The 22801-nt window shown below is 73.8% G+C and carries 22 protein-coding genes; 16 read left to right on the forward strand and 6 right to left on the reverse strand.

Annotation, left to right across the window (positions count from 1 at the left end):
- The first annotated feature begins 95 nt into the window (after positions 1–95).
- The 3 genes from ABEB28_RS22950 to ABEB28_RS22960 all read left to right on the forward strand — a co-directional run bounded on the left by ABEB28_RS22950 (position 96) and on the right by ABEB28_RS22960 (position 3618).
- Complete coding sequence (locus ABEB28_RS22950) at positions 96–1346, forward strand: EAL and HDOD domain-containing protein (RefSeq protein ID WP_345730236.1); 1251 nt, start codon at positions 96–98, stop codon at positions 1344–1346.
- 91 nt (positions 1347–1437) lie between these two features.
- Entirely contained in the window at positions 1438–2475 is a 1038-nt protein-coding gene (locus tag ABEB28_RS22955) for a TerC family protein (protein ID WP_345730237.1), read from the forward strand.
- 123 nt (positions 2476–2598) lie between these two features.
- The gene (locus ABEB28_RS22960) at positions 2599–3618 is read left to right on the forward strand and encodes a phytase (protein ID WP_345730238.1); all 1020 of its coding nucleotides are present in this window, start codon (positions 2599–2601) and stop codon (positions 3616–3618) included.
- A 52-nt stretch (positions 3619–3670) separates the two neighbouring features.
- Here the strand turns inward: ABEB28_RS22960 and ABEB28_RS22965 are convergent, their stop codons facing one another.
- Genes ABEB28_RS22965 through ABEB28_RS22975 form a run of 3 tightly spaced genes read right to left on the reverse strand, consistent with a single transcriptional unit; the run spans position 3671 to position 5783 of the window.
- Positions 3671–4075, reverse strand: a complete 405-nt coding sequence (locus ABEB28_RS22965) for a RidA family protein (protein WP_345730239.1) — start codon at positions 4073–4075, stop codon at positions 3671–3673.
- Entirely contained in the window at positions 4072–4836 is a 765-nt protein-coding gene (locus tag ABEB28_RS22970) for an IclR family transcriptional regulator (protein WP_345730240.1), read from the reverse strand. The genes ABEB28_RS22965 and ABEB28_RS22970 overlap by 4 nt, the downstream gene beginning before the upstream one ends.
- Complete coding sequence (locus ABEB28_RS22975) at positions 4833–5783, reverse strand: sugar kinase (RefSeq protein ID WP_345730241.1); 951 nt, start codon at positions 5781–5783, stop codon at positions 4833–4835. Before ABEB28_RS22975 ends, ABEB28_RS22970 begins: the two co-directional genes overlap by 4 nt.
- Before the next feature lie 112 nt (positions 5784–5895).
- Between ABEB28_RS22975 and ABEB28_RS22980 the strand changes: the two genes are divergently transcribed.
- From ABEB28_RS22980 to ABEB28_RS23015, 8 genes are all read left to right on the forward strand, one after another.
- Complete coding sequence (locus ABEB28_RS22980; protein ID WP_345730242.1) at positions 5896–7185, forward strand: type III PLP-dependent enzyme domain-containing protein; 1290 nt, start codon at positions 5896–5898, stop codon at positions 7183–7185.
- Complete coding sequence (locus ABEB28_RS22985) at positions 7182–8777, forward strand: N-acyl-D-amino-acid deacylase family protein (protein ID WP_345730243.1); 1596 nt, start codon at positions 7182–7184, stop codon at positions 8775–8777. Before ABEB28_RS22980 ends, ABEB28_RS22985 begins: the two co-directional genes overlap by 4 nt.
- A complete protein-coding gene (locus ABEB28_RS22990) occupies positions 8774–9409 on the forward strand; it encodes a bifunctional 4-hydroxy-2-oxoglutarate aldolase/2-dehydro-3-deoxy-phosphogluconate aldolase (protein ID WP_345730244.1) in 636 nt (211 codons plus the stop codon). The genes ABEB28_RS22985 and ABEB28_RS22990 overlap by 4 nt, the downstream gene beginning before the upstream one ends.
- Positions 9410–9506: 97 nt before the next feature.
- On the forward strand, positions 9507–10610 hold the full coding sequence (locus ABEB28_RS22995; protein ID WP_345730245.1) for a sensor histidine kinase: 1104 nt from the start codon (positions 9507–9509) through the stop codon (positions 10608–10610).
- Positions 10607–11263 (forward strand): response regulator, encoded by a 657-nt coding sequence (locus ABEB28_RS23000; protein ID WP_345730246.1) that lies wholly within the window; start codon positions 10607–10609, stop codon positions 11261–11263. The genes ABEB28_RS22995 and ABEB28_RS23000 overlap by 4 nt, the downstream gene beginning before the upstream one ends.
- A gap of 77 nt (positions 11264–11340) precedes the next feature.
- Entirely contained in the window at positions 11341–11910 is a 570-nt protein-coding gene (locus ABEB28_RS23005) for a hypothetical protein (RefSeq protein ID WP_345730247.1), read from the forward strand.
- Positions 11911–11937: 27 nt separating this feature from the next.
- Positions 11938–12840, forward strand: a complete 903-nt coding sequence (locus ABEB28_RS23010; RefSeq protein WP_345730248.1) for an ABC transporter ATP-binding protein — start codon at positions 11938–11940, stop codon at positions 12838–12840.
- Positions 12837–14015 carry an ABC transporter permease gene (locus ABEB28_RS23015; RefSeq protein WP_345730249.1) on the forward strand — a complete coding sequence of 393 codons (1179 nt, stop codon included), beginning with the start codon at positions 12837–12839 and terminating at the stop codon, positions 14013–14015. The genes ABEB28_RS23010 and ABEB28_RS23015 overlap by 4 nt, the downstream gene beginning before the upstream one ends.
- A gap of 19 nt (positions 14016–14034) precedes the next feature.
- Here the strand turns inward: ABEB28_RS23015 and ABEB28_RS23020 are convergent, their stop codons facing one another.
- Positions 14035–14418 carry a DUF2834 domain-containing protein gene (locus ABEB28_RS23020; protein ID WP_345730250.1) on the reverse strand — a complete coding sequence of 128 codons (384 nt, stop codon included), beginning with the start codon at positions 14416–14418 and terminating at the stop codon, positions 14035–14037.
- Positions 14419–14481: 63 nt separating this feature from the next.
- Between ABEB28_RS23020 and ABEB28_RS23025 the strand changes: the two genes are divergently transcribed.
- The 5 genes from ABEB28_RS23025 to ABEB28_RS23045 all read left to right on the forward strand — a co-directional run bounded on the left by ABEB28_RS23025 (position 14482) and on the right by ABEB28_RS23045 (position 18994).
- Positions 14482–15093, forward strand: a complete 612-nt coding sequence (locus ABEB28_RS23025) for a TetR/AcrR family transcriptional regulator (protein ID WP_345730251.1) — start codon at positions 14482–14484, stop codon at positions 15091–15093.
- 35 nt (positions 15094–15128) lie between these two features.
- Positions 15129–16616 carry an HNH endonuclease signature motif containing protein gene (locus ABEB28_RS23030; protein ID WP_345730252.1) on the forward strand — a complete coding sequence of 496 codons (1488 nt, stop codon included), beginning with the start codon at positions 15129–15131 and terminating at the stop codon, positions 16614–16616.
- Between the two features lie 102 nt (positions 16617–16718).
- Positions 16719–17810 (forward strand): ADP-ribosylglycohydrolase family protein, encoded by a 1092-nt coding sequence (locus tag ABEB28_RS23035; RefSeq protein WP_345730253.1) that lies wholly within the window; start codon positions 16719–16721, stop codon positions 17808–17810.
- A gap of 6 nt (positions 17811–17816) precedes the next feature.
- A complete protein-coding gene (locus tag ABEB28_RS23040; protein WP_345730254.1) occupies positions 17817–18569 on the forward strand; it encodes an alpha/beta fold hydrolase in 753 nt (250 codons plus the stop codon).
- Positions 18570–18580: 11 nt separating this feature from the next.
- Complete coding sequence (locus ABEB28_RS23045; RefSeq protein WP_345730255.1) at positions 18581–18994, forward strand: TIGR03668 family PPOX class F420-dependent oxidoreductase; 414 nt, start codon at positions 18581–18583, stop codon at positions 18992–18994.
- Between the two features lie 24 nt (positions 18995–19018).
- On the opposite strand, the gene secA2 is transcribed toward ABEB28_RS23045, so the two are convergent.
- A complete protein-coding gene (gene secA2, locus ABEB28_RS23050; RefSeq protein ID WP_345730256.1) occupies positions 19019–21373 on the reverse strand; it encodes an accessory Sec system translocase SecA2 in 2355 nt (784 codons plus the stop codon).
- 10 nt (positions 21374–21383) lie between these two features.
- Entirely contained in the window at positions 21384–22772 is a 1389-nt protein-coding gene (locus ABEB28_RS23055; protein ID WP_345730257.1) for an MFS transporter, read from the reverse strand.
- Positions 22773–22801 lie beyond the last annotated feature (29 nt).

Here is a 22801-nt window from a genome sequence, read left to right on the forward strand (position 1 = left end):
GTTGACGACGGGTCGGGTGCGGCCCATTGGTCGCTTCGCGTCTCTCGACCCAGGCGTTACTTCGCATATTATTCAAAGCGTCGTAAAATGGACTAGTGGTGCAACGGGGGACGAGCATGCTCAAGCCGTTCCCGGACGGCTCTGCCCCGCCGCTCATCCACGTCGGGCGTCGCCCCGTCCACGATCGGGCCGGTGCCGTCGTCGCCTACCGGTTGCTGTTCCGCGACACCGCGGTGGGGGCCGTCGCGACGCCGGCCCGCACCGCGGCGCTCACCCAGACGATCGTGGCCGCGTTCACCGAGTTCGGCATCGAGGAGCTGGTCGGGCCGGTGACCTGCCTGGTCGCCGTGAACCGCGACTTCCTCGCCGGCGTGGTGCCGCTGCCGTTCGCGCCGGGCCGCACCGTGCTCGCCGTCGACGACCCGTTCCCGCTGGACGACGTCGCCGTCGCCGGTGCGGCCGGGCTGGCCGGCCGGGGGTTTCCGCTCGCGGTGGACGCGTACACCTGGGGAACGCCGCAGGAGCGCCTGCTCCCGCTCGCCGACTACGTGACGCTCGACCTCCGCGGCGCCGACCGGGCCACGGCCGACGCGGCCCGCCACCGGTTCTCCGCCTATCCGCGGGCCCGCCTGATCGCGGGCCACCTGGAGACCGCGGAACAGTTCGAGCACGCGTTCGAGCTGGGCTTCCGGCTGTTCGAAGGGCCGGCGGTCGGGCGGGTGGCGGTCGCGTCCCGTCCCGGGCTCTCCACCACCGCGACCGCTCGGCTGCGCCTGATCGCGGTGCTCAGCCGGGAGGACGTGTCGATCGACGACGTCACCACCGCGGTGACGCAGGATCCCGCGGTCAGCTACCGCCTGCTGCGCGCGGCCGGTGCCGCGGCGTCCGGGCAGACCAGCAAGGTGACGTCGCTCCGGGAGGCGGTCGTCCTGCTCGGCCTCGACCGGATCCGCGGGTGGGTGGCGCTGATGCTGCTCAGTGACTCCGCGACGTTCGACCGGCACCGGGCCTCGGTCGTGCTCAGCCGGGCCCGCTTCTGCCGTGACCTCGCCGCGCTCCACGACGCGCCGCCGGACGCCGCGTTCACCGTCGGCCTGCTCTCCGGCCTCGCCGAGATCCTGGGCCTGCCCACCGACCGGCTGGTCGCCGCCCTCCCGCTCGCGGACGCGCTGATCGCCGCCCTGGTCGACGGGGCCGGTCCGCTCGGCGCCGTCCTGCGCACCGCCGTCCGCTACAGCGACGGGGTGGTCGAGCGGCTGCCGGGGGTGGTGGATCCGCGCCGGCTCGTCGAGGCGCAGCTCGGCGCCTTCCGATGGACGAACCGCCTGCTCGCGACCGCGGTGTGACGGGCGGGCGTCGCCAGACCGGATCGTGTCGTTGGGCGGTGAGGGATGTTCTGGGGGGTTATCGTGTATTTCGGCATATCGGGAGGTCGACGTGGGCGTCACGGCCACGGGGTGGGCGCTGACCATCGGCGTGATCCTCGCGCTGCTCGCGCTGGACCTGGTGCTCGGCACCGTCCGCCCGCACGCGGTCGGGTTCCGTGAGGCCACCGCCTGGTCGGTGTTCTACATCCTGGTCGCGGTGGTGTTCGGCGTCGTCCTCGCCGGACAGTACGGCTGGGGCTACGGCGCCGAGTACTTCGCCGGCTACATCGTCGAGAAGAGCCTCTCGGTCGACAACCTGTTCGTCTTCGTCATCATCATGTCCACGTTCGCTGTGCCCCGCGAGCACCAGCACAAGGTGCTGACGTTCGGGATCATCGCCGCACTGGTGCTGCGGGCGATCTTCATCGCGGTCGGGGCGGCCCTGCTCCAGCTGTTCTCGTTCATGTTCCTGATCTTCGGGCTGATCCTGCTGTGGACCGCCGTCCAACTGTTCCGGCACCGGGCCGAGGACCCGGACATCGAGAACAACGCCCTGGTGCGGAACGCGCGCCGGATACTCCCGGTCACCGACGACTACATCGACGGACGCCTGCTGGCCCGCGTCGACGGGCGTCGAGTCGTGACCCCGCTGTTCCTGGTACTGATCGCGATCGGCGGCACCGACATCCTGTTCGCCCTGGACTCGATCCCCGCCGTCTTCGGCGTCACCGACGAGGCGTACCTGGTCTTCGTCGCGAACGCGTTCGCGCTGCTCGGTCTGCGGGCGCTGTTCTTCTTGGTCACCGGCTTGCTCGACCGCCTGGTGTACTTGTCGGCCGGGTTGGCGCTGATCCTGGCGTTCATCGGCGTCAAGCTGGTGCTGCACTGGGCGCACGGGCTGAGCGACGCGGTGCCCGAGATCCCGACGCCGCTCTCGCTCGTCGTCATTCTCGGGATCCTGGCGATCACCACCGTGGCGAGCCTGCTCAAGACCCGGCGGGATCCGGCGGCGAAGGCACACGCCGGCGTCGTCCTGGGCTCCCCGTCGCACGGCGCCTCGCCCCCCGCGGGCGACGAGCGGCCACGCGGCCGCCACCGCAGCAGCTGAGGCGCGCCGCAGGGTCCATCGGCGCGGCGCGGGGCGGCGCGCGAACGGCGGCGGCGTACGCGTGCGGTGCTCATCCGGCGTGCGGTCACCCGCCGTTGCGCAGAGCGACGATACGGTGACGCGATGCGTCTTCTCGCCGCCCTGGTCATGCTGGCCACGGCCCTCACCCCGGACGCCGCCACCGCACCGGCGACCCGCCCCGGGGCCGTCCCCACCGCCGCGGCCGCGGTGGAGACCGAGCCGGTGGCCCACTCCGCCGCCGCCGCGCTCGACGTCGGGCTCTGGCGGGATCCCGCGCGGCGCCGCCGGTCGATGCTGGTGGGTACCGACCAGAAGGGCCCGCTGGAGACGTACGACCTGTCCGGTCGCCGGCTGCAGCGGATCAACAACGTCTACCCGACCGGCGTCGACGTCCGGGGCAACGTCGTGGTCGCCACCTCGGGGCGGACGCTGCGCGTCTACACGGTGGACCCCGGCACCCGTCGGCTGACCCAGCGTGCGGTGGTGCCGACCGGAGTGACGCCGTACGGGCTCTGCCTCTACCGCTCCGCACGCACCGAGCGGCTGCACGCGTTCGCCACCTCGGTCGGCGGGCGGGTCGAGCAGTGGCAGCTCACCGTTCGTGGCCGCCGGGTGGCCGCGAAGTCGCTGCGCACCTGGAAGATCGGGACCCGGCTGGACGCCTGCGTCGCCGACGACTCGAACGGCGCCTTGTACGTCAGCGAGCAGCGGTACGCGGTCTGGCGGTATCGGGCAGAGCCGGACGCCGGCCTGGGACGGACCCGGGTGGATTGGGCGAAGACGCGGTGGAGCGGCGCCGACGGCAAGGTGACGGCGAACGCCGAGGGCCTGGCGATCGCCGGCGACCGGCTCTACGTGTCGTCCCAGGGCAGCAGCGACTTCGCGGTCTACCACCGGGTGAGCAACGCCTACCTGGGCCGGTTCCGGGTCGCGAACAGCACCGGCGACTCCGGGGTGGACGGCTGCCAGGACAGCGTCGGGATCGAGGCGACCAGCCGCCCGCTGGGCCCGCGGTTCCCGAACGGCCTGTTCGTCTGCCACGACGGGTACAACGTCGACGACACGACCGTGCACCGGGAGAACTTCAAGCTGGTACCGATGACCCGCGCGATGCGTCCGTGATCAGCACGGTGCGTCGCCGTCGGTCCCGCGCCTCGCCGTCGGCCCCGCCGCGTTAGTCCAGCGCGGCGAGCGCGTCGATCTCGACGAGCATCTCCTCCCGGGGCAGCCCGGTCATCACCGTCGTGCGCGCGGGCAGCACCCCGGACGCGACCCGCGCCGAGACGAACGCCCCGTACGCCTCGTTCATGATCGGGAAGTGGGCCCGGTCGGTGAGGTAGACCCGCAGCATCAGCACGTCGTCGAAGGTCGCGCCGCCCGCCCGCAGGATCGCCTCGACGTTGCGCAGCGTCTGTTCGGTCTGCTTGGCGACGTCGCCCGGGTACAGGTACTCGTTCGTCGCCGGGTCCACCGGGCCCTGCCCGGACACCTGGAGCAGACCGCCCTTGCGGACCCCCTGGGAGAACGTGTGAGCGGGCGTCGGGGCCTGATCGCTGACGATCGCGGTACGGGTGTTCACGGGGTGTCTTCTCCTCCGGTTCGGTACCCGCAGTCGCGGGAGACGTCGGCGGCCGCCGCCACCAGGGACGGGACGAGCTCCAGCACGCCGTCGTAGGGGAGCAGGACGTCCGGGACGGACACCGATACGGCGGCCAGCGTCCGCCCGTCGGCGCCGTGGATCGGGGCGCCGACGCAGTTGATGAACGTCTCGTTCTCGGCGTGGTCGGTGGCCCAGCCACGGTCGGCCACCCGCGCCACCTCGGCCAGCAACTCGTCCGGGCTGCCGGGGGTCCGCTCGGTGAAGCGCGGGTAGTCCAGCACGGCGGCGAGCTCGGCGCGCTCGGCCGGGTCGAGCCCGGCGAGCAGTACCTTGCCGACCGCGGTGCTGTGCAGCGCCGCGGACTTGCCGATCCGGGACGCCATCCGCACCGGGGCCTGGCGGGGCTCGAGCTTGTCCACGTAGGTCGCGACCGTGCCGTCGAGCACCGCGAGGTGGATCGTCTGGCCGATCTCGTCCCGGAGGCGCCGGAGCCGCGGCGCGGCCACGACCCGCACCTCGAACGAGTCCAGCGCCTGCTGCGCGAGCCGGAACAGGTGCGGGCCGAGGACGTACCGGTGCTCGCCGTCGGAGTGCACGAAGCCTTCGGACTCCAGGACGCGCAGCAGCCGCAGCACCGTGCTCTTGTGGACACCCTCGGCCTCGGCCAGCGCGCCGAGCGTGCCGACGCCGTTCGCCACCCGATCCAGCAGCGAGAGCGCCCGGGCCACCGACTGGCTCATCCGGCGAGACCCTCCCACGCCGGCAGCGTGACCGGCCGGTCTTCCCGGACCGTGAGCGCCGCGGCGGCGCAGCGGTGCCCGAGCCGCACCGCGTCGACGACGTCCAGGCCGTGCCACTGCCCGGCCAGGTAGCCGGCGGCGAACGCGTCGCCGGCTCCGACCGGCTCCACGACGTCCACCGGCAGCGCGGGGACGTGCCGGACCGGAGCGCCCGGTTCGAGCACCAGAACGCCGTGCTCCTCCCGCTTGAGCAGGATCCGGGCCGCGCGGGGCAGCGCACGGAGCAGCGCGTCCGGGTCGGCGGTGCCGAACACGGCCGTGGCCTCGTCGGCGCCGAGCTGCACCTCGTCGGCCCGGGACAGCAGACGCCGCAACGGCGCGTCGTCGCGGTCGCGCCAGAGCGCGGGCCGGTAGTTCAGGTCGACCGACAACCTGGCGTTCCCGGGGAGCGCGTCGCAGAAGGCCGCCGCGCTGTCGGAGAGCCCGGCGGTGATGCCGCTGACGTGGACGACACCGGCCCGGCCCAGCAGCGCGGCGACCTCGGGGCGCTCCAGGTACGCGGGGGAGAGCGCGGAGGCGGCCGAGCCGGCGCGGTAGTAGAGCATCGCCGAGCGCCGCGACCCGTCCGGCGCGGTGCCCGGCGTCTTGACGTAGAGGCCGGTCGGGCGGGTGCGGTCGAACTCCACCGCGGACACGTCGACGCCGGCGGCCCGGGCGACCGCGGCGACGTGCTGACCGAACCCGTCGTCGCCGAGGCGGGACAGCCAAGCGGTCGGGACACCGAGCCGGGCCAGGGTCAGCGCGACGTTGAGTTCGGCTCCGCCGATCGTGCGGACGAACGTGGACGCGTCGGCGAGCGGGACGTCGTCGGCCGGCGTGAGCACGGCCATCGCCTCGCCGACGCAGACGACGGTGCCGGCCGTGCCGACGGCGCTGAGGGGGCCCACGGACGTGACCTTTGACCCGGGCATGCGGCGATGCTAGAACCGACGGGAGCAACTCTGCAACAGCCATTGCGCAGGATGCAACGGCGATCGGGTCCCACGCCGGAGGTGGTTCGTGCGTTACGACGCGGAGACGGTCGGCCCACTCGGGCCCGACCGGAAGGCGGTCCCGGTCACGGCCTGGGGCCGCACGGCCGCGGAGTTCGTCGCGGGCGCGCCCGGCCTCGCCGACCTGCCGACGCCGGTGGTGACGCTCGACGACGGCGCGGTCACCGACAACGTCGCGGTGATGGCCGGCTGGGCCCGGGCGGCCGGAGTGGACCTGGCGCCGCACGGCAAGACGACGATGGCCCCCGCGCTCTGGCGCGCACAGCTCGACGCCGGGGCGTGGGGCCTGACCGTCGCGACGCCGTGGCAGCTGGCGGTCGCGCTCACCGAGGGAGTGCCGCGTGTCCTCGCCGCCTACTCGGTGCTCGATCCGGGTGTCCTCGCGCTGGTGTCCCGTCCGCGGACGGCTCGGGTGCTGGTCTGGGCGGACGGCGTGGACGTCGTCGCGGCGATGGCGCCGCACGTCGCCGGTGCGGTGGAGCCGGTCGACGTGCTGGTCGACCTCGGGGCGCCCGGCGGCCGCACCGGTGCCCGCTCGCTGGAGGCCGCGGTCGCGGTCGGCCGTGCGGTGGTCACGACTCCGGGACTCCGCCTCGCCGGGGTCGCCGGGTACGAGGGCGCGCTGGCCCACGACGCGTCGCCGGAGAGCCTGGACCGGATCCGTACCTACCTGACGCAGCTGGCCGCAGTGCACACCGCACTCCGGGACCTCTACGACCCGGCGACCGAACTCGTCGTCACCGCGGGCGGCAGCGCCTACTTCGACCTGGTCGCCGAGGCCCTCGCGCCGCTGCACGACCCGGACGGGCGGCGCGGCCAGGCCACCCGCGTGGTCGTCCGGGCCGGGGCGTACCTCGCCCACGACGACGGTTTCTACCGGGGCATCTCGCCCTTCGCCCGGGTACCCGGCAGCCGGAACGGCGGCGGGGGCTTACGCGCCGCGCTGCACGGCTGGGTCCGAATCATCTCGCGCCCCGAGCCCGGATTGGCGCTGGCCGACGGCGGCAAGCGCGACCTGCCCTTCGACGAGGGACTGCCGGAGGTGCAGGCGATCCGCCAGGGCGGGACCGCCGCCACCGAACCGCTGGCCGGCGCCGAGGTCACCGCGCTCGCCGACCAGCACACGTTCCTCCGGCTCTCCGGCGACGCCGAGCGGCTCGCGGTCGGCGACGTGGTGCGGCTCGGCCTGTCCCACCCGTGCACGACGTTCGACAAGTGGAGCCTGCTGCCGGTGCTCGACGACGCCCACGCGCCGCAGCCGGTCGTGGTCGACGTGGTCCGGACCGTGTTCGGATGAACACCGTCCGGACCGCGATCCGCGGCGCCACGATCGTCGACGGCACGGGTGCCCCCGCCTACCGCGGTGACGCGCTCTTCGCCGACGGGCGGATCGCGGCGCTGGGGCGGGTGGATCCGGTCGCCGGTGCACGGGAACTCGACGCAGACGGCCTCGTGCTCGCGCCCGGTTTCATCGACATGCACGCCCACTCCGACCTGGCCGTGCTCACCGACCCCCAGCACCTGGCGAAAACCACCCAGGGCGTCACCACCGAGGTCGTGGGCCAGGACGGGCTGAGTTACGCCCCGGTCGACGACGTCACGCTGCCGATCCTCTCCGCGCAGCTGGCCGGGTGGAACGGCGTCCCCGCGGACGTGGGATGGCGCAGCGTCGGCGAGTACCTCGACCGGGTGGACGCCGGGGCGGCGGTCAACGTCTGTTACCTCGTGCCGCAGGGCAGCGTCCGGATGATGGTCGTCGGCACCGACGGCCGGCCGGCGACGCCGGCCGAGCTCGACCGGATGGCCGAGCTGGTGCGGGACGGCCTCGCCGACGGCGCGGTCGGGATGTCCAGCGGCCTGACGTACGTGCCGGGCATGTTCGCCGACACCGACGAACTGGTCGCGCTGTGCCGGGTGGTCGCCGCGGCGGGTGGGTTCTACGCGCCGCACCAGCGGTCCTACGGCCGGGGCGCGCTGGCCGCGTACGCCGAGATGGTCGACGTCGCCCGTCGCAGCGGCGTCGCGCTGCACCTCACCCACGCGACGATGAACTTCGAGGTCAACCGCGGCCGCGCGGGGGAGCTGCTGGCACTGGTGGACGCCGCACTCGCCGACGGCGTCGACGTGACGCTGGACAGCTACCCCTACCTGCCGGCCTCGACGACGCTCGCCGCGCTGCTGCCCAGCTGGTCGGCGACGGGCGGCCCGGAGGCGACGCTGTCCCGGCTCGCCGACCCCGCCGCCGTGGCCAGGGTCCGGGAGGCGCTGGAGGTCACCGGCTCCGACGGCAACCACGGCGTCGTCGTCGACTGGGACACGGTGCAGATCGCCGGCGTGCGGAACCCCGCGCTGTCCGGCTGCGTCGGCGCGACGATCGCCGAGATCGCGGCCGGTACCGCCCGGCAGCCGTTCGAGGCCTTCGTCGACGTGCTCCGCCGCGACCGGCTCGGCACCACGATCCTGCTGCACGTCGGCCACGAGGCGGCGGTCCGGGAGATCATGCGGCACCCGAGGCACTGTGTCGGCAGCGACGGCCTGCTGATCGGCGCCCGCCCGCATCCCCGCGCGTGGGGCACGTTCCCCCGCTACCTCGGCCACTACGTGCGCGAGGAGGCGGTGCTCGGCCTCGAGGAGTGCGTCGCCCGGATGACCTCGCGGCCGGCGGCCCGGCTCGGGCTGACCGACCATGGCGTGCTCCGGGTCGGTGCGGTCGCCGACGCGGTGCTGTTCGACCCGGCGACGGTCGCGGCCGGGGCCACGTTCGACGCTCCGCGGCGGCCGGCGGTCGGCATTCCGCACGTCTGGGTCGCCGGGGTGCCGGTGATCGACGACGGCCGCCGCACCGACGCCCTGCCCGGCCGTGCGCTGCGCCGGGAGCGTGCCGCGTGAGCGCGCTGGAGGTGATGTTCGCCGATCGGGTGGTGTGCGTCGTCCGTGCTCCCGTCCTGCCGGATGCGCCCGCACTCTGCCGCGCGCTCGCCGACGGGGGCATCCGCAGCGTCGAGCTGACGTTCACGACGCCGGACGTGTGCGCCCACCTCACCGCGGCCGCGGCGGTGCCGGGCGTCGTGGTCGGCGTGGGCACCGTGCTCACCGCGTCGGACGCCGAGGCCGCGGTGGAGGCCGGAGCGCGATTCCTGGTGACGCCGGGGGTGCTGCCCGCGGTGGCCGCCGTGGCGCGGGACGCGGGTGTGCCGTTCCTGATGGGGGCGCTGACCCCGACCGAGGTACTGGCGGCGGCGTCGCTCGGGGCGGCGGCGGTCAAGGTGTTCCCGGCCTCCGCGTTCGGGCCGCGCTACCTCCGCGAACTGCACGGTCCCTACCCGGACCTGCGGCTGGTGCCCTCCGGCGGGATCACGGCGTCCAACGCGCCCGAGTACCTGGCCGCCGGAGCGGCCGCCGTCACCGCCGGGACCGGCGTGGTCCCGCCCGACGTCGTGCGCGCCGCCGACTGGCCCACGATCACCCGGCACGCGCGCGAGTTCGTCGCGTCGACGCGTGTGCAGTCGCACGAGTCATAGGCCACGAGAACGCACACACGCCCCCGCCGCGCGAGGGAGAGCCTGGATCGCTCCGGCGGGTGAGGCGGGTCCGGGCGCCGCGCGGCAGACTGAGCGGGTGCGCGCCCGGACGATCGACCTGCTGGTGGCGGCCGCCGTTGCGGTTCCGGTCGCCGGGCAGATCGTCAGCGCGGGCCCCGGCAACGTGGACGCGCTCGGCATCGCGTTCAACACCGGCACGGTCGTCCCGCTGATCTGGCGCCGCACCGCGCCGTTCGCGATCGCGCTGATCGTGATGTCGATGGGCCTGCTCACCTCGGCCTACGAGCAGCCCGGCCAGCAACTGCAGTACGGGGCGCTGGTCGCCACCTACACGGTGGCCGACCTCGCTCCCCGGCCCTGGCAACGGTGGAGCGTGCTGCTCGGGCAGTGCGTGCTGATCCCGCCCGGCGCGATCTGGATCAAGCACAACACGCTGCCCGAGTTCCTGTTCACGCTGCTGCTGCCGATCGCCGCCTGGATGCTCGGCACGGTGGCCCGCCTGCACCGGGAGCGGGCCGACGCGCTGGCCGCCCGGGCGGCCGAGCTGGAGCGCCAGCGCAGCGCCGACGCCGCCCGCGCGGCCGCCGAGGAGCGCGCCCGGATCGCCAGGGACATGCACGACGTGCTGGCCCACGCGGTCAGCGTGATGGTGGTGCAGGCCGAGGCCGGCCCGCTGGTGGTGCGGTCGGACCCGGACCGGGCCGAGCGGGTCTTCGACGCGATCGCGGCCTCCGGACGCGACGCGATGGCGCAGCTGCGGCGATCGCTCGGCGTCCTCCGTACGGCGGGCGACACGCCCGCGCTCGCGCCGCAGCCGACGGTCGCCGCGATCCCGGCCCTGGCCGACCGGGTCCGGGACACCGGCCTGCGCGTGGTGGTCGACGTCGTCGGCGAGCCGGGGCCGTTGCCCGCGGACGCCGAGCTCGCGGCGTACCGCATCGTCCAGGAAGGACTGACGAACACCGTGAAGCACGCCGCCGCGACGTCGGCGGCGGTCACGCTGACCTGGCGGGAGGACGGGCTGGCCGTCGCGGTCCGGGACGACGGCCGGGGCGGGCCGCCCAGCTCCGGCGGGCAGGGGCTGATCAACATCGCCGAGCGGGCCGCGGCGTGCGGTGGTTCCGCGTCCGCCGGTCCGGTCGAGGGCGGGTTCCTGGTAACGGCGTGGCTGCCCCGATGACGATTCGCATCGTGGTCGCGGACGACCAGGAGCTCGTACGCAGCGGGTTCACGATGATCCTGGACGCGCAGCCCGACTTCACGGTGGTGGCCGAGGCGGGGGACGGCGAGGCCGCGGTCGCCGCCGCGTACGAACACGCGCCCGACGTCGTCCTGCTCGACGTGCGGATGCCGGGGCTGGACGGGCTGGGCGCCGCGCGCCGGATCTGCGCCGGGACCACCGCCAAGGTCATCATGCTGACCACGTTCGACCAGGACGACTACGTCTACGACGCGCTCGCCGCCGGAGCGAGCGGGTTCCTGCTCAAGGACCTGCGCCGGGACGACCTGGTGCACGCGGTGCGGGTGGTCGCCGCCGGAGAGGCGCTGCTCGCGCCCACCGTCACCCGCCGACTGATCGCCGAGCTCACCCGAGTACGGGCTCGGGGCCACGTGACGCCGTCCCGGCTGGCCGTGTTGACGCCGCGCGAGCAGGAGACGCTCGCGCTGCTCGGCCGGGGGCTGTCGAACGGCGAGATCGCGGCGGCGCTGGTGGTCAGCGAGCACACGGTGAAGACGCACGTCAGCAACGTCCTGGCCAAGCTCGGGCTCCGCGACCGCATCCAAGCAGTGATCGCCGCCTACGAGACGGGCCTGGTCGTCCCGGGCGCGTGATCCCGCGCCGGGCCGATCCGCGACATCGCTCGGGTCGGCGATGCGCGGGGGGCACCGGCGCGGCGACGCTCGGACGCATGACTCGTTACCTGCTCGCCCCGGTTCTGATGCTCGGTTACGGCCTCGTCCGCCTGCTCGACGGGCTCGACGGCAGTCACGGCCCCGGTCCGGCCTGGACGATCGGCCACCTGCTGTTCCTCGCCGCGCTGGTCTACTTCGGGCTGGTCGCGCTCGATCTACGACGACGGGCGCCCGGCCGGATCGCGACGGCCGCACTCGTCGCGACGCTCCTCGGGCTGGTCGCGTTCGTCCGGGTCGTGATCGTGGACCTGATCGTCGGGTTCGGCGCCGCCGACCGGGCGGAGATGAACGTCCGCTACGACGAGTACGAGACGGTCGCCGACACCGTCCTCGATCCGCTGGCGCCGCTCTTCCCGCTCGGGCTGCTCGTCCTGCTGATCCTGCTCGCGGTGGCGCGCCAGGCGCCCTGGTGGAGCCCGGTGCTCACGCTGGGCGGCTTCGCCGCGATCACGGCCGAGCTCGACCTGCTGCCGGTCGGCGCGTTGCTGCTGCTGGGCGCCTTGTACCCGGCCTCCCGGCGGCGCGAACCCCGCATCTCGCCGGTGAGCGCGGGTAGGGCAGGCTGAGGCGCAGCGGCACGACGGAAGGGCGCGATGACCGACAGCACGCTGCAGTTCGACGGCACGACGAAACGCTACGGCGAGGTCCTCGCGCTCGACGACCTCTCGTTCGAGGTCCGCCCCGGCGAGATCTTCGGATTCGTCGGCAGCAACGGCGCCGGGAAGACGACCGCGATGCGGATCGCGCTCGGCGTGCTGTCGGCGGACGCCGGGACGGTCCGGTGGCGGGGCGAGCCGATCACGCTCGAGATGGCCCGCCGCATCGGCTACATGCCGGAGGAGCGCGGGCTCTACCCGAAGATGAGCGTCGCCGACCAGCTGGAGTACCTCGCCCGCCTGCACGGGATGAGCCGCGCCGACGCCCGCGCGGCCACCGTCGAGTGGACCGACCGGCTCGGGCTCACCGAGCGTCGGCGCAGCGAGGTCGGGGCACTGAGCCTGGGCAACCAGCAGCGCGTGCAGCTGGCCGCGGCGCTGCTGCACGGCCCGGAACTGCTCGTCCTCGACGAACCGTTCTCCGGCCTCGACCCGGTCGCGGTCGACGTGATGAGCAGCGTGCTCGCCGAGCGCGCCGCGGCGGGCGTCCCGGTGCTGTTCTCCAGCCACCAGCTCGACCTGGTGCAGCGGCTCTGCGACCGGGTCGGCATCATCCGCTCCGGCCGGCTGGTCGCGTGCGACACCGTGGACGCGCTGCGCAGCACCGAGCGCCAGCTCACCGTCGACGTCCGCGGACCGTGGGACCCGGCGCTGCCCGGCGTCCGGGTCGTGCACAGCGAGGGCACCCGGCACGTGCTCGAACTCGCCGACGACGTCGACGACCAGGACGTCCTCCGCGCGGCGCTCGCCGCCGGCCCGGTCACGGAGTTCCGCCCGAACCGGCCGACGCTCACCGAGCTGTTCCGCACGGTCGTCACCGACGAGGGAGCCACCAGTTGAACACCGCGTCCGTCGTCTGGCTGATCGCCGCCCGGGAGCTGCGGACCCGGCTGAAGGCCAAGTCGTTCGTGATCGGCACGCTCGCCCTGCTGGCCGCGATCACCGGGTACCTCGCGCTGAGCGCCTGGCTGGCCAGCTCGTCCGGCCCGGTGATCGGGCTCTCCGGCTCGGCCGCGCAGCTTCGCCCGGCGATCGAGGCCGTCGCCGAGAGTCTCGACGAGGACCTCGAGGTCCGGATCGTCGACGACGCGAACGACGGTCGCCGGGAGGTCCGGGACGGTGACCTCGACGCGCTGATCGTCGGCTCGGCGTCCGCCCCGACCGCGGTGGTGGACGAGGATCTCGACGACACCGCCCGTGGCATCCTCACCGCCGTCCTCCAGCAGCGCGCGCTCCAAACCGAGCTGCAGCGCGCCGGGGCCGACCCGGACGCCGTCGTCCGGGCGGTCGCCGCGGCCGAGATCCGAATCGACGCACTGAGCGAATCCGATCCGCTGGAGGGCGAGCGGCTGGTCCTCGCCGGGGTCGCGATGACGCTGCTCTACATCGCGCTGATCACCTACGGCAGCGGCGTGGCGCAGGGCGTCGTCGAGGAGAAGACCAGCCGGGTGGTGGAGTTGCTGCTGGCCACGGTCCGCCCCTGGCACCTGCTGCTGGGCAAGATCCTCGGCATCGGACTGGTGGGGCTGGTCCAGCTGGTGATTCTCGGCGGGGTCGGCCTGATCGGGGCGTCGGTCGCGGGCCAGCTCACGCTGCCGGCCGCCGGGGTCGGGACGTTCGTGTCGCTGCTCGGCTGGTACCTGCTCGGGTTCTTCCTGTTCGCGTCGCTGTTCGCGGCGGCCGGTGCGCTGGTGTCCCGGTTCGAGGACATGCAGAGCGTCATCTCGCCGCTGATCATGCTGCTGGCGATCGTCTTCGTGGTCGGGCTGAACCTGCTGATCCGGGATCCGCGCAGCGAGATCGTCGAGGTGCTCTCGATGATTCCGCCGTTCACCACGATCCTCATGCCCGCCCGCGGCGCGCTCGGCGTCGCCCCGGTCTGGCAGACCGTGGTCGCGATCGTCCTGACGCTGATCGCGCTGGCGGTGACGGTCCGGCTCGCCGGTGCGGTGTACGAGCGCGGGGTGCTGCACACCGGGTCCCGCCTGTCGCTGCGGGCGGCCCTCCGCCGGTGACTTGTCGGGAAGGCCACCCTCAGCGACGCGCGAGAGGTGGCCTTCCCGAAACAGCACCCGTCGGTGTGCGGTGGGCTCGTTCTCGGAGCAGGAGGTACAGGGGCAGGCCTACGGAGGCGCCGGCCAGGGAGCCCGCGGCGACCAGCGCGCGGTCGCGCCTCCGGAGCCGCTCGTCCACGGCGGCGACGGTCAGCAGCAGCGCGGCGGTCACCAGGACGTCGAGGGCGAAGAAGCTGCTGATCGGCGTGGCGAACAGCTCCAGGGCGAACCGGGGGACGTCCGGTCCGTGGTCGGCCAGCCACGGCACCGCGTGCCGGTAGGGGAGCACCAGCCCGGCGACCAGGAACGCGGCGTAGAGGGTCTGCCGCCGCCGGGAGGCTCGGGTGAACTCGACCGGGCACACGTCGCCTCCCACTCGGTCAGATGACTTGGTCGAATGACCAATTCATCTGACAGAGTAACCTCGGTGCAGACGGCGGACAACAGGGAACGGACGGCGATGGCACGGGTCAGCAGCGACGATCGGCGGCAGCAACTGGTCGCGGCGGCGCTCGCGGTGCTCGCCGAGGACGGCCCGGCAGCGGTCACGACGAGACGCGTGGCGGAGCGGGCCGGTGCTCCGCTGGCGACCGTCCACTATGCGTTCCGGAACAAGGACGAGCTGCTCCAGGCCACTGTCGACGCAGTGATGACGTCGTTCGCCACGGCACTGCGCGAGAGCGTCCGTCCCGAGCGTGGGTTGCGGGACGCCGTCGCCGACTGCCTGCGCGGATACTGGGGCTGGGTCCGGGACCACGAGGATCTCGCGCTGGCGTCGATCGAGATCCTCGCCGGCGGACTCCGAGCGGGTGGGACCGCCACTGCCGCACTCGCCGCCGCGGGTGACCTACTGGTCGGCTGGTTCTCCGAGGCGGTGGGGCACGACCCGGCGCCGCCGCGCGTCCCGGTCGCGGACCTCGCGCGGCTCACCCTGGTGGCCGCCGAAGGGCTGACGCTGATCTACCTCGCCCACCGGGATGCGGTCGCCGCGGAAGCCGACCTTGCCCGGATCATCGCCGCGCTCCAGGCGCAGCTCTGACGATTTTGTCGTACCTGTGTGCGATCGTCGTTGGTATGAGCGATCGCGGGGGGTTGGCGCGGCTGGAGGCGTTGCCGCCGGGGCCGGAGCTGTTCGCGGGGCTGGTCGCGTTGGGACCGGTGGCGCGGCGGACGGCCGATGACGCGGGGGTGCGGGAGGTCCTGCCCGACTCCACTGACCAGGTGCTGGTCGCGCGGTTGTGGCAGAAGCTCCAGGGCTGGGTCGATCTGCGGCTCGACGAGGCGGTGCTGCAGATCGCCGGATCCCGGATCGGGCCGGACGAGGAGGACTGGGGCCGCGAAGAGGTTGCTGCGGGTCTGCGCTGGTCGAACTTCGCCGCGGCGGACCGAATCGAGGTCGCGCGCGCCCTGAACGGTCGGTGTTTCCTGACCCGCCGTGCGCTGGAGCAGGGCCGGATCACCTACCGGCACGCGGTCGAACTCGTGCACGCCTTGGAGCCGTTGGACGACGAGGCGGCCGCCACGGTGGAGGCTGCTCTGTTGGACACAGCGGGCTCGAAGACCCCGGGGCAGCTGGCGCGGAAGGCCCGCAGAGAGGTCGCCAAAGCGGATCCGGGAGGCGCGGACGAACGACACCGGAAGGCCCGCAAGGGACGGCGCGTGGACTTCACGCCGTTGCCCGACGGCATGGCTGAGCTCCACGCGATCTTGCCCGCCGATCAGGCTGCGCGGGCTCGCGCCGCGATCGACCAGTTCTCCGGCCGCGTCCGGTGCGGCGGTGACGATCGCACCCTCGACCAGCGCCGCGCCGACGCGCTCGTCGCTCTGATCGACATCGGCGCCCACACCGCAACCCGCGCGACCGGCCGGGCCCCGGACGCGGCCGGCGCCGCGAGCCAGACCCCGGGCGCGGCCGGCGCCGCCGGTGGGATGTCGGACGAGCAGACCGCAACGCTGGTCCGCACGGTGCTGGCCGGCCGACGCGCCACGCCGCCGCGGATCGCTCTGACCGCGCCCCTCTCCACGGTGCTGGGCGCCACCGACCTGCCCGGAGACCTCCCCGGCTACGGCCCCGTCCCCGCCTCGGTCGTGCGGGAACTGGCCGCCGACAGCCGCTGGGAGAAATGGATCACCGATCCCGGCGGCGTGGTCACCGACCTCGGCCACACGACCTACCGGCCCACCGCGCGGCTCGCCGCTCTCGTCCGGGCTGCCTACCCCACCTGCATGTTCCCTGGCTGCTCCCAGCCGTCCTACCGATGCGATCTGGACCACAACGTCCGCCACATCGACGGTGGCCCCACCAGCGCGACCAATCTCGTGCCGCTCTGCCGACGCCATCACCGCGCGCAGGACGAAGCCGGCTGGGACCTCGTCCACCACCCCGACACCGGCGCCTGCACCTGGACGAGCCCGGCCGGCCACACCTACACCGTGGCGCCTCCGGATCAGGGCGAGCCGGAAACCGCCGTGATTCCGGACGCCTGGACCGAGCCGCTCCGTCCGGAGCCGGCCTTGGTGGGTGGGCGCGCCCCGGCCGACGAGGACGCACCACCCTTCTGACCGCAGCACCCCTCGCGCACCGGGCCCGCCACCAGGCAGGCCCGGCACCGACGCGTACGCCACGGCACGCTTGCCCGAGTCGGCGTGGGGCATGCTCGGGGCATGGGTGTGACGCCACGCGACCGAGCGGTCGGGGCACTCGTGGGCCTGGCGCTGGGCGACGCGCTCGGGATGCCGACCCAGAACCTGCCCCGGGACGTCGTCCGCGACCGCTACGGCGAGGTGCTCGCCGACCTGCACCCCGGGCCGGACGACAACCCGATCAGCCGCGGCCTGCCCGCCGGGCGGGTCACCGACGACACCGACCAGGCGGTGATCCTCGGCGAACTCTTCGTCGCGGGCCGCGGCCAGGTCGATCCGCTGGCGTTCGCCGACCGCCTGCTGCGGTGGGAAGAGCGGATGCGGGCGAGCGGCTCGGCGGATCTGCTCGGCCCGTCGACCCGCCGGGCCCTGACGCTGATCGGCGAGGGCGTGTCCCCGGACGAGACCGGGCGCTGGGGTGACACGAACGGCGCCGCGATGCGGATCGCGCCGATCGGCGTCGGTGTGCCGGTCGAGCCGCTGTCCCGCCTGGTGGATGCCGTCGAGCAGGCCGGGCGGGTCACCCACCACACCGGCGTCGCGATCGCGGGCGCCGCGGCGGTCGCGGCGGGGGTCAGCGCGGGGATCGATGGGCATCCGCTGACCGAGTCGCTGCGGCGGGCGATCGACGCCGCCCGGCTCGGTGCGGACCGCGGCTCCTACGTCGCGGGTGCGGACGTCGCGGCCCGGATCGCCTGGGCGTTGGAGCTGGTCGCCGGGCGGTCACCGGCGGACGCGCTGGAGGTCGTCCACCGGCTGGTCGGCACCGGCCTCGCCACCCAGGAGGCGGTCCCGGCGGCGCTGGCCGTCGCCGCGCTCTTCCCCGACGACCTGTGGGACGCCTGCCGCCACGCCGCGAGCCTGGGCGGCGACTGCGACACGGTGGCGGCGATGACCGGCGCGGTGGTCGGCGCCCACACCGGCGCCGGCGGGGTACCGGTGCTCGACCAGCTCTCCGCGGCCAACCCCGAACTGGAGCTGTCCGCCCTCGCCGATCGCCTGCTCGCGGTTCGCGGCGCGGCAGACCGACCGGCCGAGCGGACCGATTGGCCTAGGGAAACCGACCGGCCCAGCGATTCGGCCGGCCTAGCGGACCGGTCGTCGGGGTATTAACCGCTCATGCCGGACTATCCCTCGGGTGTGGTGACGACCGTCCACGACGGGCCGTGGGGACGGCTGCGCTGCCGCTCGCTCGGCGCCCCGCGGCCGGGCACCCCGCACGTCGTACTGGTGCAGGGCCTCTCGGTCGCCGACTACCTCCTGCCCGGGCTCGCGGGCTTCACCAGCTGGACCCGCGCCCACCTGCTCGAACTGCCCGGCTACGAGGGCAGGGGAGGGAGGCTCCCGGTGCCCGGGTTCGGCCGCGCCGTCGCCGAGTGGCTCGACGCGCAGCAGCTCGGCACCGTCGTCCTCGGCGGACACTCCAGCGGAACGCAGGTCGCCGCAGCGGCTGCCGTCGGACGCACCGACGTGGCGTACGCGCTGCTGGTAAGCCCGATCGTCGAACCGGGTGCCCGCAGCGTGCTGCGCCTCGGCGCGCGGTGGCTGCGGGACGGCAGGCAGGAGACGTCCGGCCTGCTCTCCTGGCAGGCCCCCGAGTGGTGGCGGGCCGGCCCGCGGCGGCTCGCCCACCTCATCCGCGTGCACCTGCGCTACCGGATCGAGAACCCGCTGGCCCGGCTCGACGTCCCGGCGCTGGTGCTCCGCGGCAGCGACGACCGGCTCTGCTCGCCCGGCTGGTGCCGTCGGCTCGCCGCACTGACCCCGGGCGGCGAGTACGTCGAGGTTCCGGGCGCCCACTCGTTCTTCTGGGACGACCCGGACGCGTGGTCGGAGCCGGTACGCCGGGCCGCGCTGAGCGTCAGAAAATAACAAGCCCAGACATGCAACTCTCCGAAAGCGAGGCCCGCCGTCGGCTGACCGACGCGCGGGTGGTCCGGCTGGCCACGGCGGACGCCGACGGGGTGCCCCATCTCGTCCCGGCGACGTTCGCGGTGCACGCCGACTCGATCGTGATCGCGGTCGACGCCAAACCCAAGCGGCACCAGCGCCTGAAGCGGCTGGAGAACGTGGCGGTGAACCCCCGGGTCTGTGTGCTCGCCGACCGGTACGACGACGATTGGGCGCAGCTGTGGTGGGTCCGCGCGGACGGCGTCGCCCGGATCTTCACCGGCGCGGCCGGACGCGAACCGATCGACCGACTCGTCGCCAAGTACCCGCAGTACCAGGCGCAGCGCCCGGACGGTCCGGTGATCGACGTGCAGGTCACCCGCTGGAGCGGCTGGTCGTTCCAGTAAGCAGGCCGCCCGATGACCCCGCAGTCAGCGGCGGACGAGCGCGGCGAAGAAGCCGTCCTCCGCGTCCTGGAACGGCGTGTCGGCGATCAGGTAGGTCCAGGTCGACGTCGGCCGCCGCAGCCCGGCGTCCGCGAGGTCGACGCCCTCCGTGGTGAGCTTCGCCGTCGTCAGCGTCTCCGCGGCCGCCTCGCGGATGTGCACCCGTAGCGATCCGAACGCCTTGACGGAGACCGCGTTGAACTGGTCCAGCGGGGTTTCCCGGCCCAGGATACGTAGGTGGATTCCCTCGCGGAGACCCGCGAGCGTGGCGAGGTGTTCGGCCCAGGCCTGGTCGAGGTGGAACAGCAGCACGGGAGCCGCGACCGCGTGCGCGGCACCGTGTTCGGTCTCGTACTCGTCGAGGCGCTCGCGGGCCTCGGGGGTGAGCCACTCGGCCAGGTCGTCGAGCGTGGTGGCCTCGAGGATGTCGTCCCGCCACTGCAGGGTCGCCGTGCGTTGGTTCTCGACGATCTCGTTGTACCGGACGGTCTTGCGATGGATCTGGTCGAGCTTCCCGGCCGCGACGCGCTGGGCGTGCTCGACGTTCCGGAGCACCGCCCGGTCGAGGACCAGGCCGTCGGCGTCGAGCGTGCGGACCGCCGGCCCGCCGGGCGCGTGCTCGGTGACGACCTCGTCCTCCAAGCTGGTGAAGAACACCGACCGGCCGGGGTCGCCCTGCCGTCCGGAGCGGCCGCGGAGCTGACGGTCGAGGCGCGCCGAGTCGTACCGCTCGATGCCGACGACGCACAGCCCGCCGAGCTCCCGGACCTCGTCGGCGAGCTCCGGGCGGGTGTCGGCCTGGGTGCCGCCGAGGCGGATGTCGACGCCGCGCCCGGCCATCTGGGTGGAGAGCGTCACCGCGCCGCGGCGGCCGGCGTCGGCGATGATCTGGGCCTCGGCGTGGTCGTTGCGGGCGTTGAGGACGACGTGGTCGATCCCGGCGGCCTCCAGCCGGGCGCTCCACGCCTCGGAGGTGGCGACGTCCCGCGTGCCGATCAGCAGCGGCTGGCCGGTGCCGTGCACCTCGGCGAGGAATCCGAGCAGGGCGTCGTCCCGGTAGGCGGCGTCGGCGTAGAGCCGGTCGGGTTCGTCGACGCGGACGCAGGGCGTCGCCGGGGGGACGACGCCGATCTGCAGGTCGTAGAACTCGGCCATCTGGGCGGCGGCCTCGCGGGCGCTGCCGCTCATCCCGGTGACGGTGGGGTAGCCGGTGACCAGCGCCCGGATCAGTATCTGGTCGCGGACCTCGCCGGCCGGCGAGATGTCCAGGTCCTCTTTCACCTCGACCGCGGTCTGCAGCCCGTCCGGCCAGCGCTGGCGGTCGACGGTGCGGCCGCGCGAGGTGCTGATGATCTCGACGCGGCCGTCGCGCACCAGGTAGTCGACGTCGCGCTCGACGAGTACCTCGGCGTGGAGCGCGAGGTTCGCCGTGGTGAGCAGGGCGACGTGTTCGGGCCGGAACAGGTTGTCCACCCCGAGGTGGTCCTCGACGCTGGCCAGCCCGGCGTCGGTGAACGTGGCGTTGCGCCGGTCATCGTCCACCTCGTAGTGGCGGTCGGGGCGCAGACGGCGCACGTGGCGGGCGAGCTCCCGGGAGACGTCGATCGTGCCGGCGTCGCCGGCCAGCACCAGCGGAACCAGGGCTTCGTCGAGGAGGACCGCGTCGATCTCGTCGATGATCGCGACGTCCCTGGCGCCCAGTCCCTGCTCGCTCAGCACCCGCTCGGCGGGCGCGGTGCGCTGGCGGTCGCGCAGCAGGTCGAAGCCGACCTCGTGCACCGGCGCGTAGACCACGTCGGCCTGGTAGGCGATGCGGCGCTCGTCGTCGGTGAGCTCGGACGTCACGTCGCTGACGGTCAGCCCGAACCAGTCGAAGAACTCCTGCGACCAGCGGGCGTCCCGGCGGGCGAGGTAGTCGTTGACCGACAGGAGGTGGACCCGGCGCCCGCCGCATCCGAACGCGGCGGCGACCAGGACACCGACGAGGGTCTTGCCCTCGCCGGTGGCCATGTCGACGACCCGGCCGCGCAGCATGTTCACGACCGCGAGCAGCTGGGTGTCGAACGCGTCCAGGTCCCAGACCCGGCGGCCGACCTCCCGGGCGACCGCGCAGAACTCCGCCAGCGCCGCGTCGTCGAGCTCCGTGCCGGTACGTAGCTCGGTCGCGGCGGCGCGCAGCTCGTCGTCGTCGAGTGCGGCGATCTCGTCGCGGCGCGCGGTCGCGGCGGTGACCAACGGCTGGAGCCGGGTCAGGTCGGTGGTGCCCGGTTCGTTCCGGAGGCGGGCCACGGCGCCGCTCAGCCAGCCGCGCCATCCGGACGTCATCCCTGTCGTGCTCACGTGCCGAACCTTATGTCGCCGGTTCACGTTCTGGCGGCGAGACCGTCTCGGCGGCCCGGGTCGGCCGGGCCGCGAACGCGACGAGCGTGGCGAGGAGGGACGCGATCGTGGCGACGAGGTAGGTGGCCGAGCCCGCGTCGCCGGAGGTGGCGAGCGCCAGACCAGCCGTGGTGAGCGCCGCGAGCCCGATCGCGGCCCCGAGCTCCTGCACGGTGGTGACCAGCCCGGACGCGGCCCCTTGGAGCCGGTCGTCGACGCTGGTGGCCAGCGCGAACATCGGCGCGTACCCGAGTCCGCTGCCGAGCGCCACGAGCGCGAGGCCAGGCAGCACACCGGCGAGGTAGCCGTGCTCGGCGAACGCGGTCAGCAGCGCGACCCCGGCGGTCGTCGTGACGCCGGCGCCGATCAGCAGCGGCCGGGCCCCGACCGTCGCCACCGCGGCACCGGCCTTGGGGCTCACCAGCAACACGATCGCGGTGATCGGGGCGAACGCCAGCCCGGTCTGCAGCGCGCTGAACCCCAGCTCGTTCTGCAGTACCAGCGAGGTCACGTAGAGGGCGGTGGTGACCGTGGCGACGTTGAGCGCGAGCACGGTGTTGCCGACCACGACGCCCCGCTGGCGCAGCACACCCGGCTCCAGCAGCGGCCGCCGGCTGCGGACTTCGGCCATCCCGAGCGCGGCGGCGAGCAGGACCAGGACGACGACCGCCGCGGTGAGCCCGCCGGTCCACCCGCCGTTGGCGCGCGCGAGCACCAGGCTGCCACCGCCGACGACGGTGACCAGCAGCAGCGCGTTCGGCACCGCGGGGCGTTCGGCGCCGGAGCCGGGCAGGGCCGGCAGCGCTTTGCGCAGCACGAGCAGCGCGACGATCCCGAGCGGAACGTTGATCAGGAAGATCGAGCGCCAGCCGGCGAGGTCGGTGAGCACGCCGCCGAGCAACTGCCCGGCGATCGCGCCGGCCGACGCCACCGACGCCCAGAGGCCGAGTGCCCGGCCGCGTCCTTTCTCGTCGTCGAACACGCGGAGGAGCGCGGTGAGCGCGTTGGGGGAGACCAGCGCGGCGCCGACGCCCTGCAGCGCCCGGGCGGCGAACAGCTGCCACGGTTCGGCGGACACCCCGCAAAGCAGCGACGCGGCGACGAACAGGGCGAGCCCGACGACGATCACCCGCCGGTGGCCGACGAGGTCGCCGACGCGTCCGGCGACGATCAGCAGCGCTCCGAACGGGACCGTGTAAGCGACCGACGTGAGCGGCAGGTAGCCGGTCGGCACAGCCAGGTCGGCCTGGATCGTCGGCAGTGCCACGGTGACGACGACGACGTCCACGATCAGCAGTAATTGGGCCAGACACAGCGCCACGAGCGCGCCGGTCCGCTTGCCTCCGAGTTTCCGTATCACCATTCGGAAACTACGTCGTTCGTGGCGGA

The sequence above is a fragment of the Cryptosporangium minutisporangium genome (genome assembly GCF_039536245.1).
Classification (GTDB): Bacteria; Actinomycetota; Actinomycetes; order Mycobacteriales; family Cryptosporangiaceae; genus Cryptosporangium; species Cryptosporangium minutisporangium.

Bases quoted from the DNA above. Each gene is read 5' to 3' on its own strand.
- ABEB28_RS23030 (WP_345730252.1), top strand. From the start codon at position 15,129: ATGAGCGATCGCGGGGGGTTGGCGCGGCTGGAGGCGTTGCCGCCGGGG.
- ABEB28_RS23045 (WP_345730255.1), top strand. From the start codon at position 18,581: ATGCAACTCTCCGAAAGCGAGGCCCGCCGTCGGCTGACCGACGCGCGG.
- ABEB28_RS23040 (WP_345730254.1), top strand. From the start codon at position 17,817: ATGCCGGACTATCCCTCGGGTGTGGTGACGACCGTCCACGACGGGCCG.
- ABEB28_RS23005 (WP_345730247.1), top strand. From the start codon at position 11,341: ATGACTCGTTACCTGCTCGCCCCGGTTCTGATGCTCGGTTACGGCCTC.
- ABEB28_RS22970 (WP_345730240.1), bottom strand. From the start codon at position 4,836: ATGAGCCAGTCGGTGGCCCGGGCGCTCTCGCTGCTGGATCGGGTGGCG.
- ABEB28_RS23000 (WP_345730246.1), top strand. From the start codon at position 10,607: ATGACGATTCGCATCGTGGTCGCGGACGACCAGGAGCTCGTACGCAGC.
- ABEB28_RS23010 (WP_345730248.1), top strand. From the start codon at position 11,938: ATGACCGACAGCACGCTGCAGTTCGACGGCACGACGAAACGCTACGGC.
- ABEB28_RS23035 (WP_345730253.1), top strand. From the start codon at position 16,719: ATGGGTGTGACGCCACGCGACCGAGCGGTCGGGGCACTCGTGGGCCTG.
- ABEB28_RS22960 (WP_345730238.1), top strand. From the start codon at position 2,599: ATGCGTCTTCTCGCCGCCCTGGTCATGCTGGCCACGGCCCTCACCCCG.
- ABEB28_RS22985 (WP_345730243.1), top strand. From the start codon at position 7,182: ATGAACACCGTCCGGACCGCGATCCGCGGCGCCACGATCGTCGACGGC.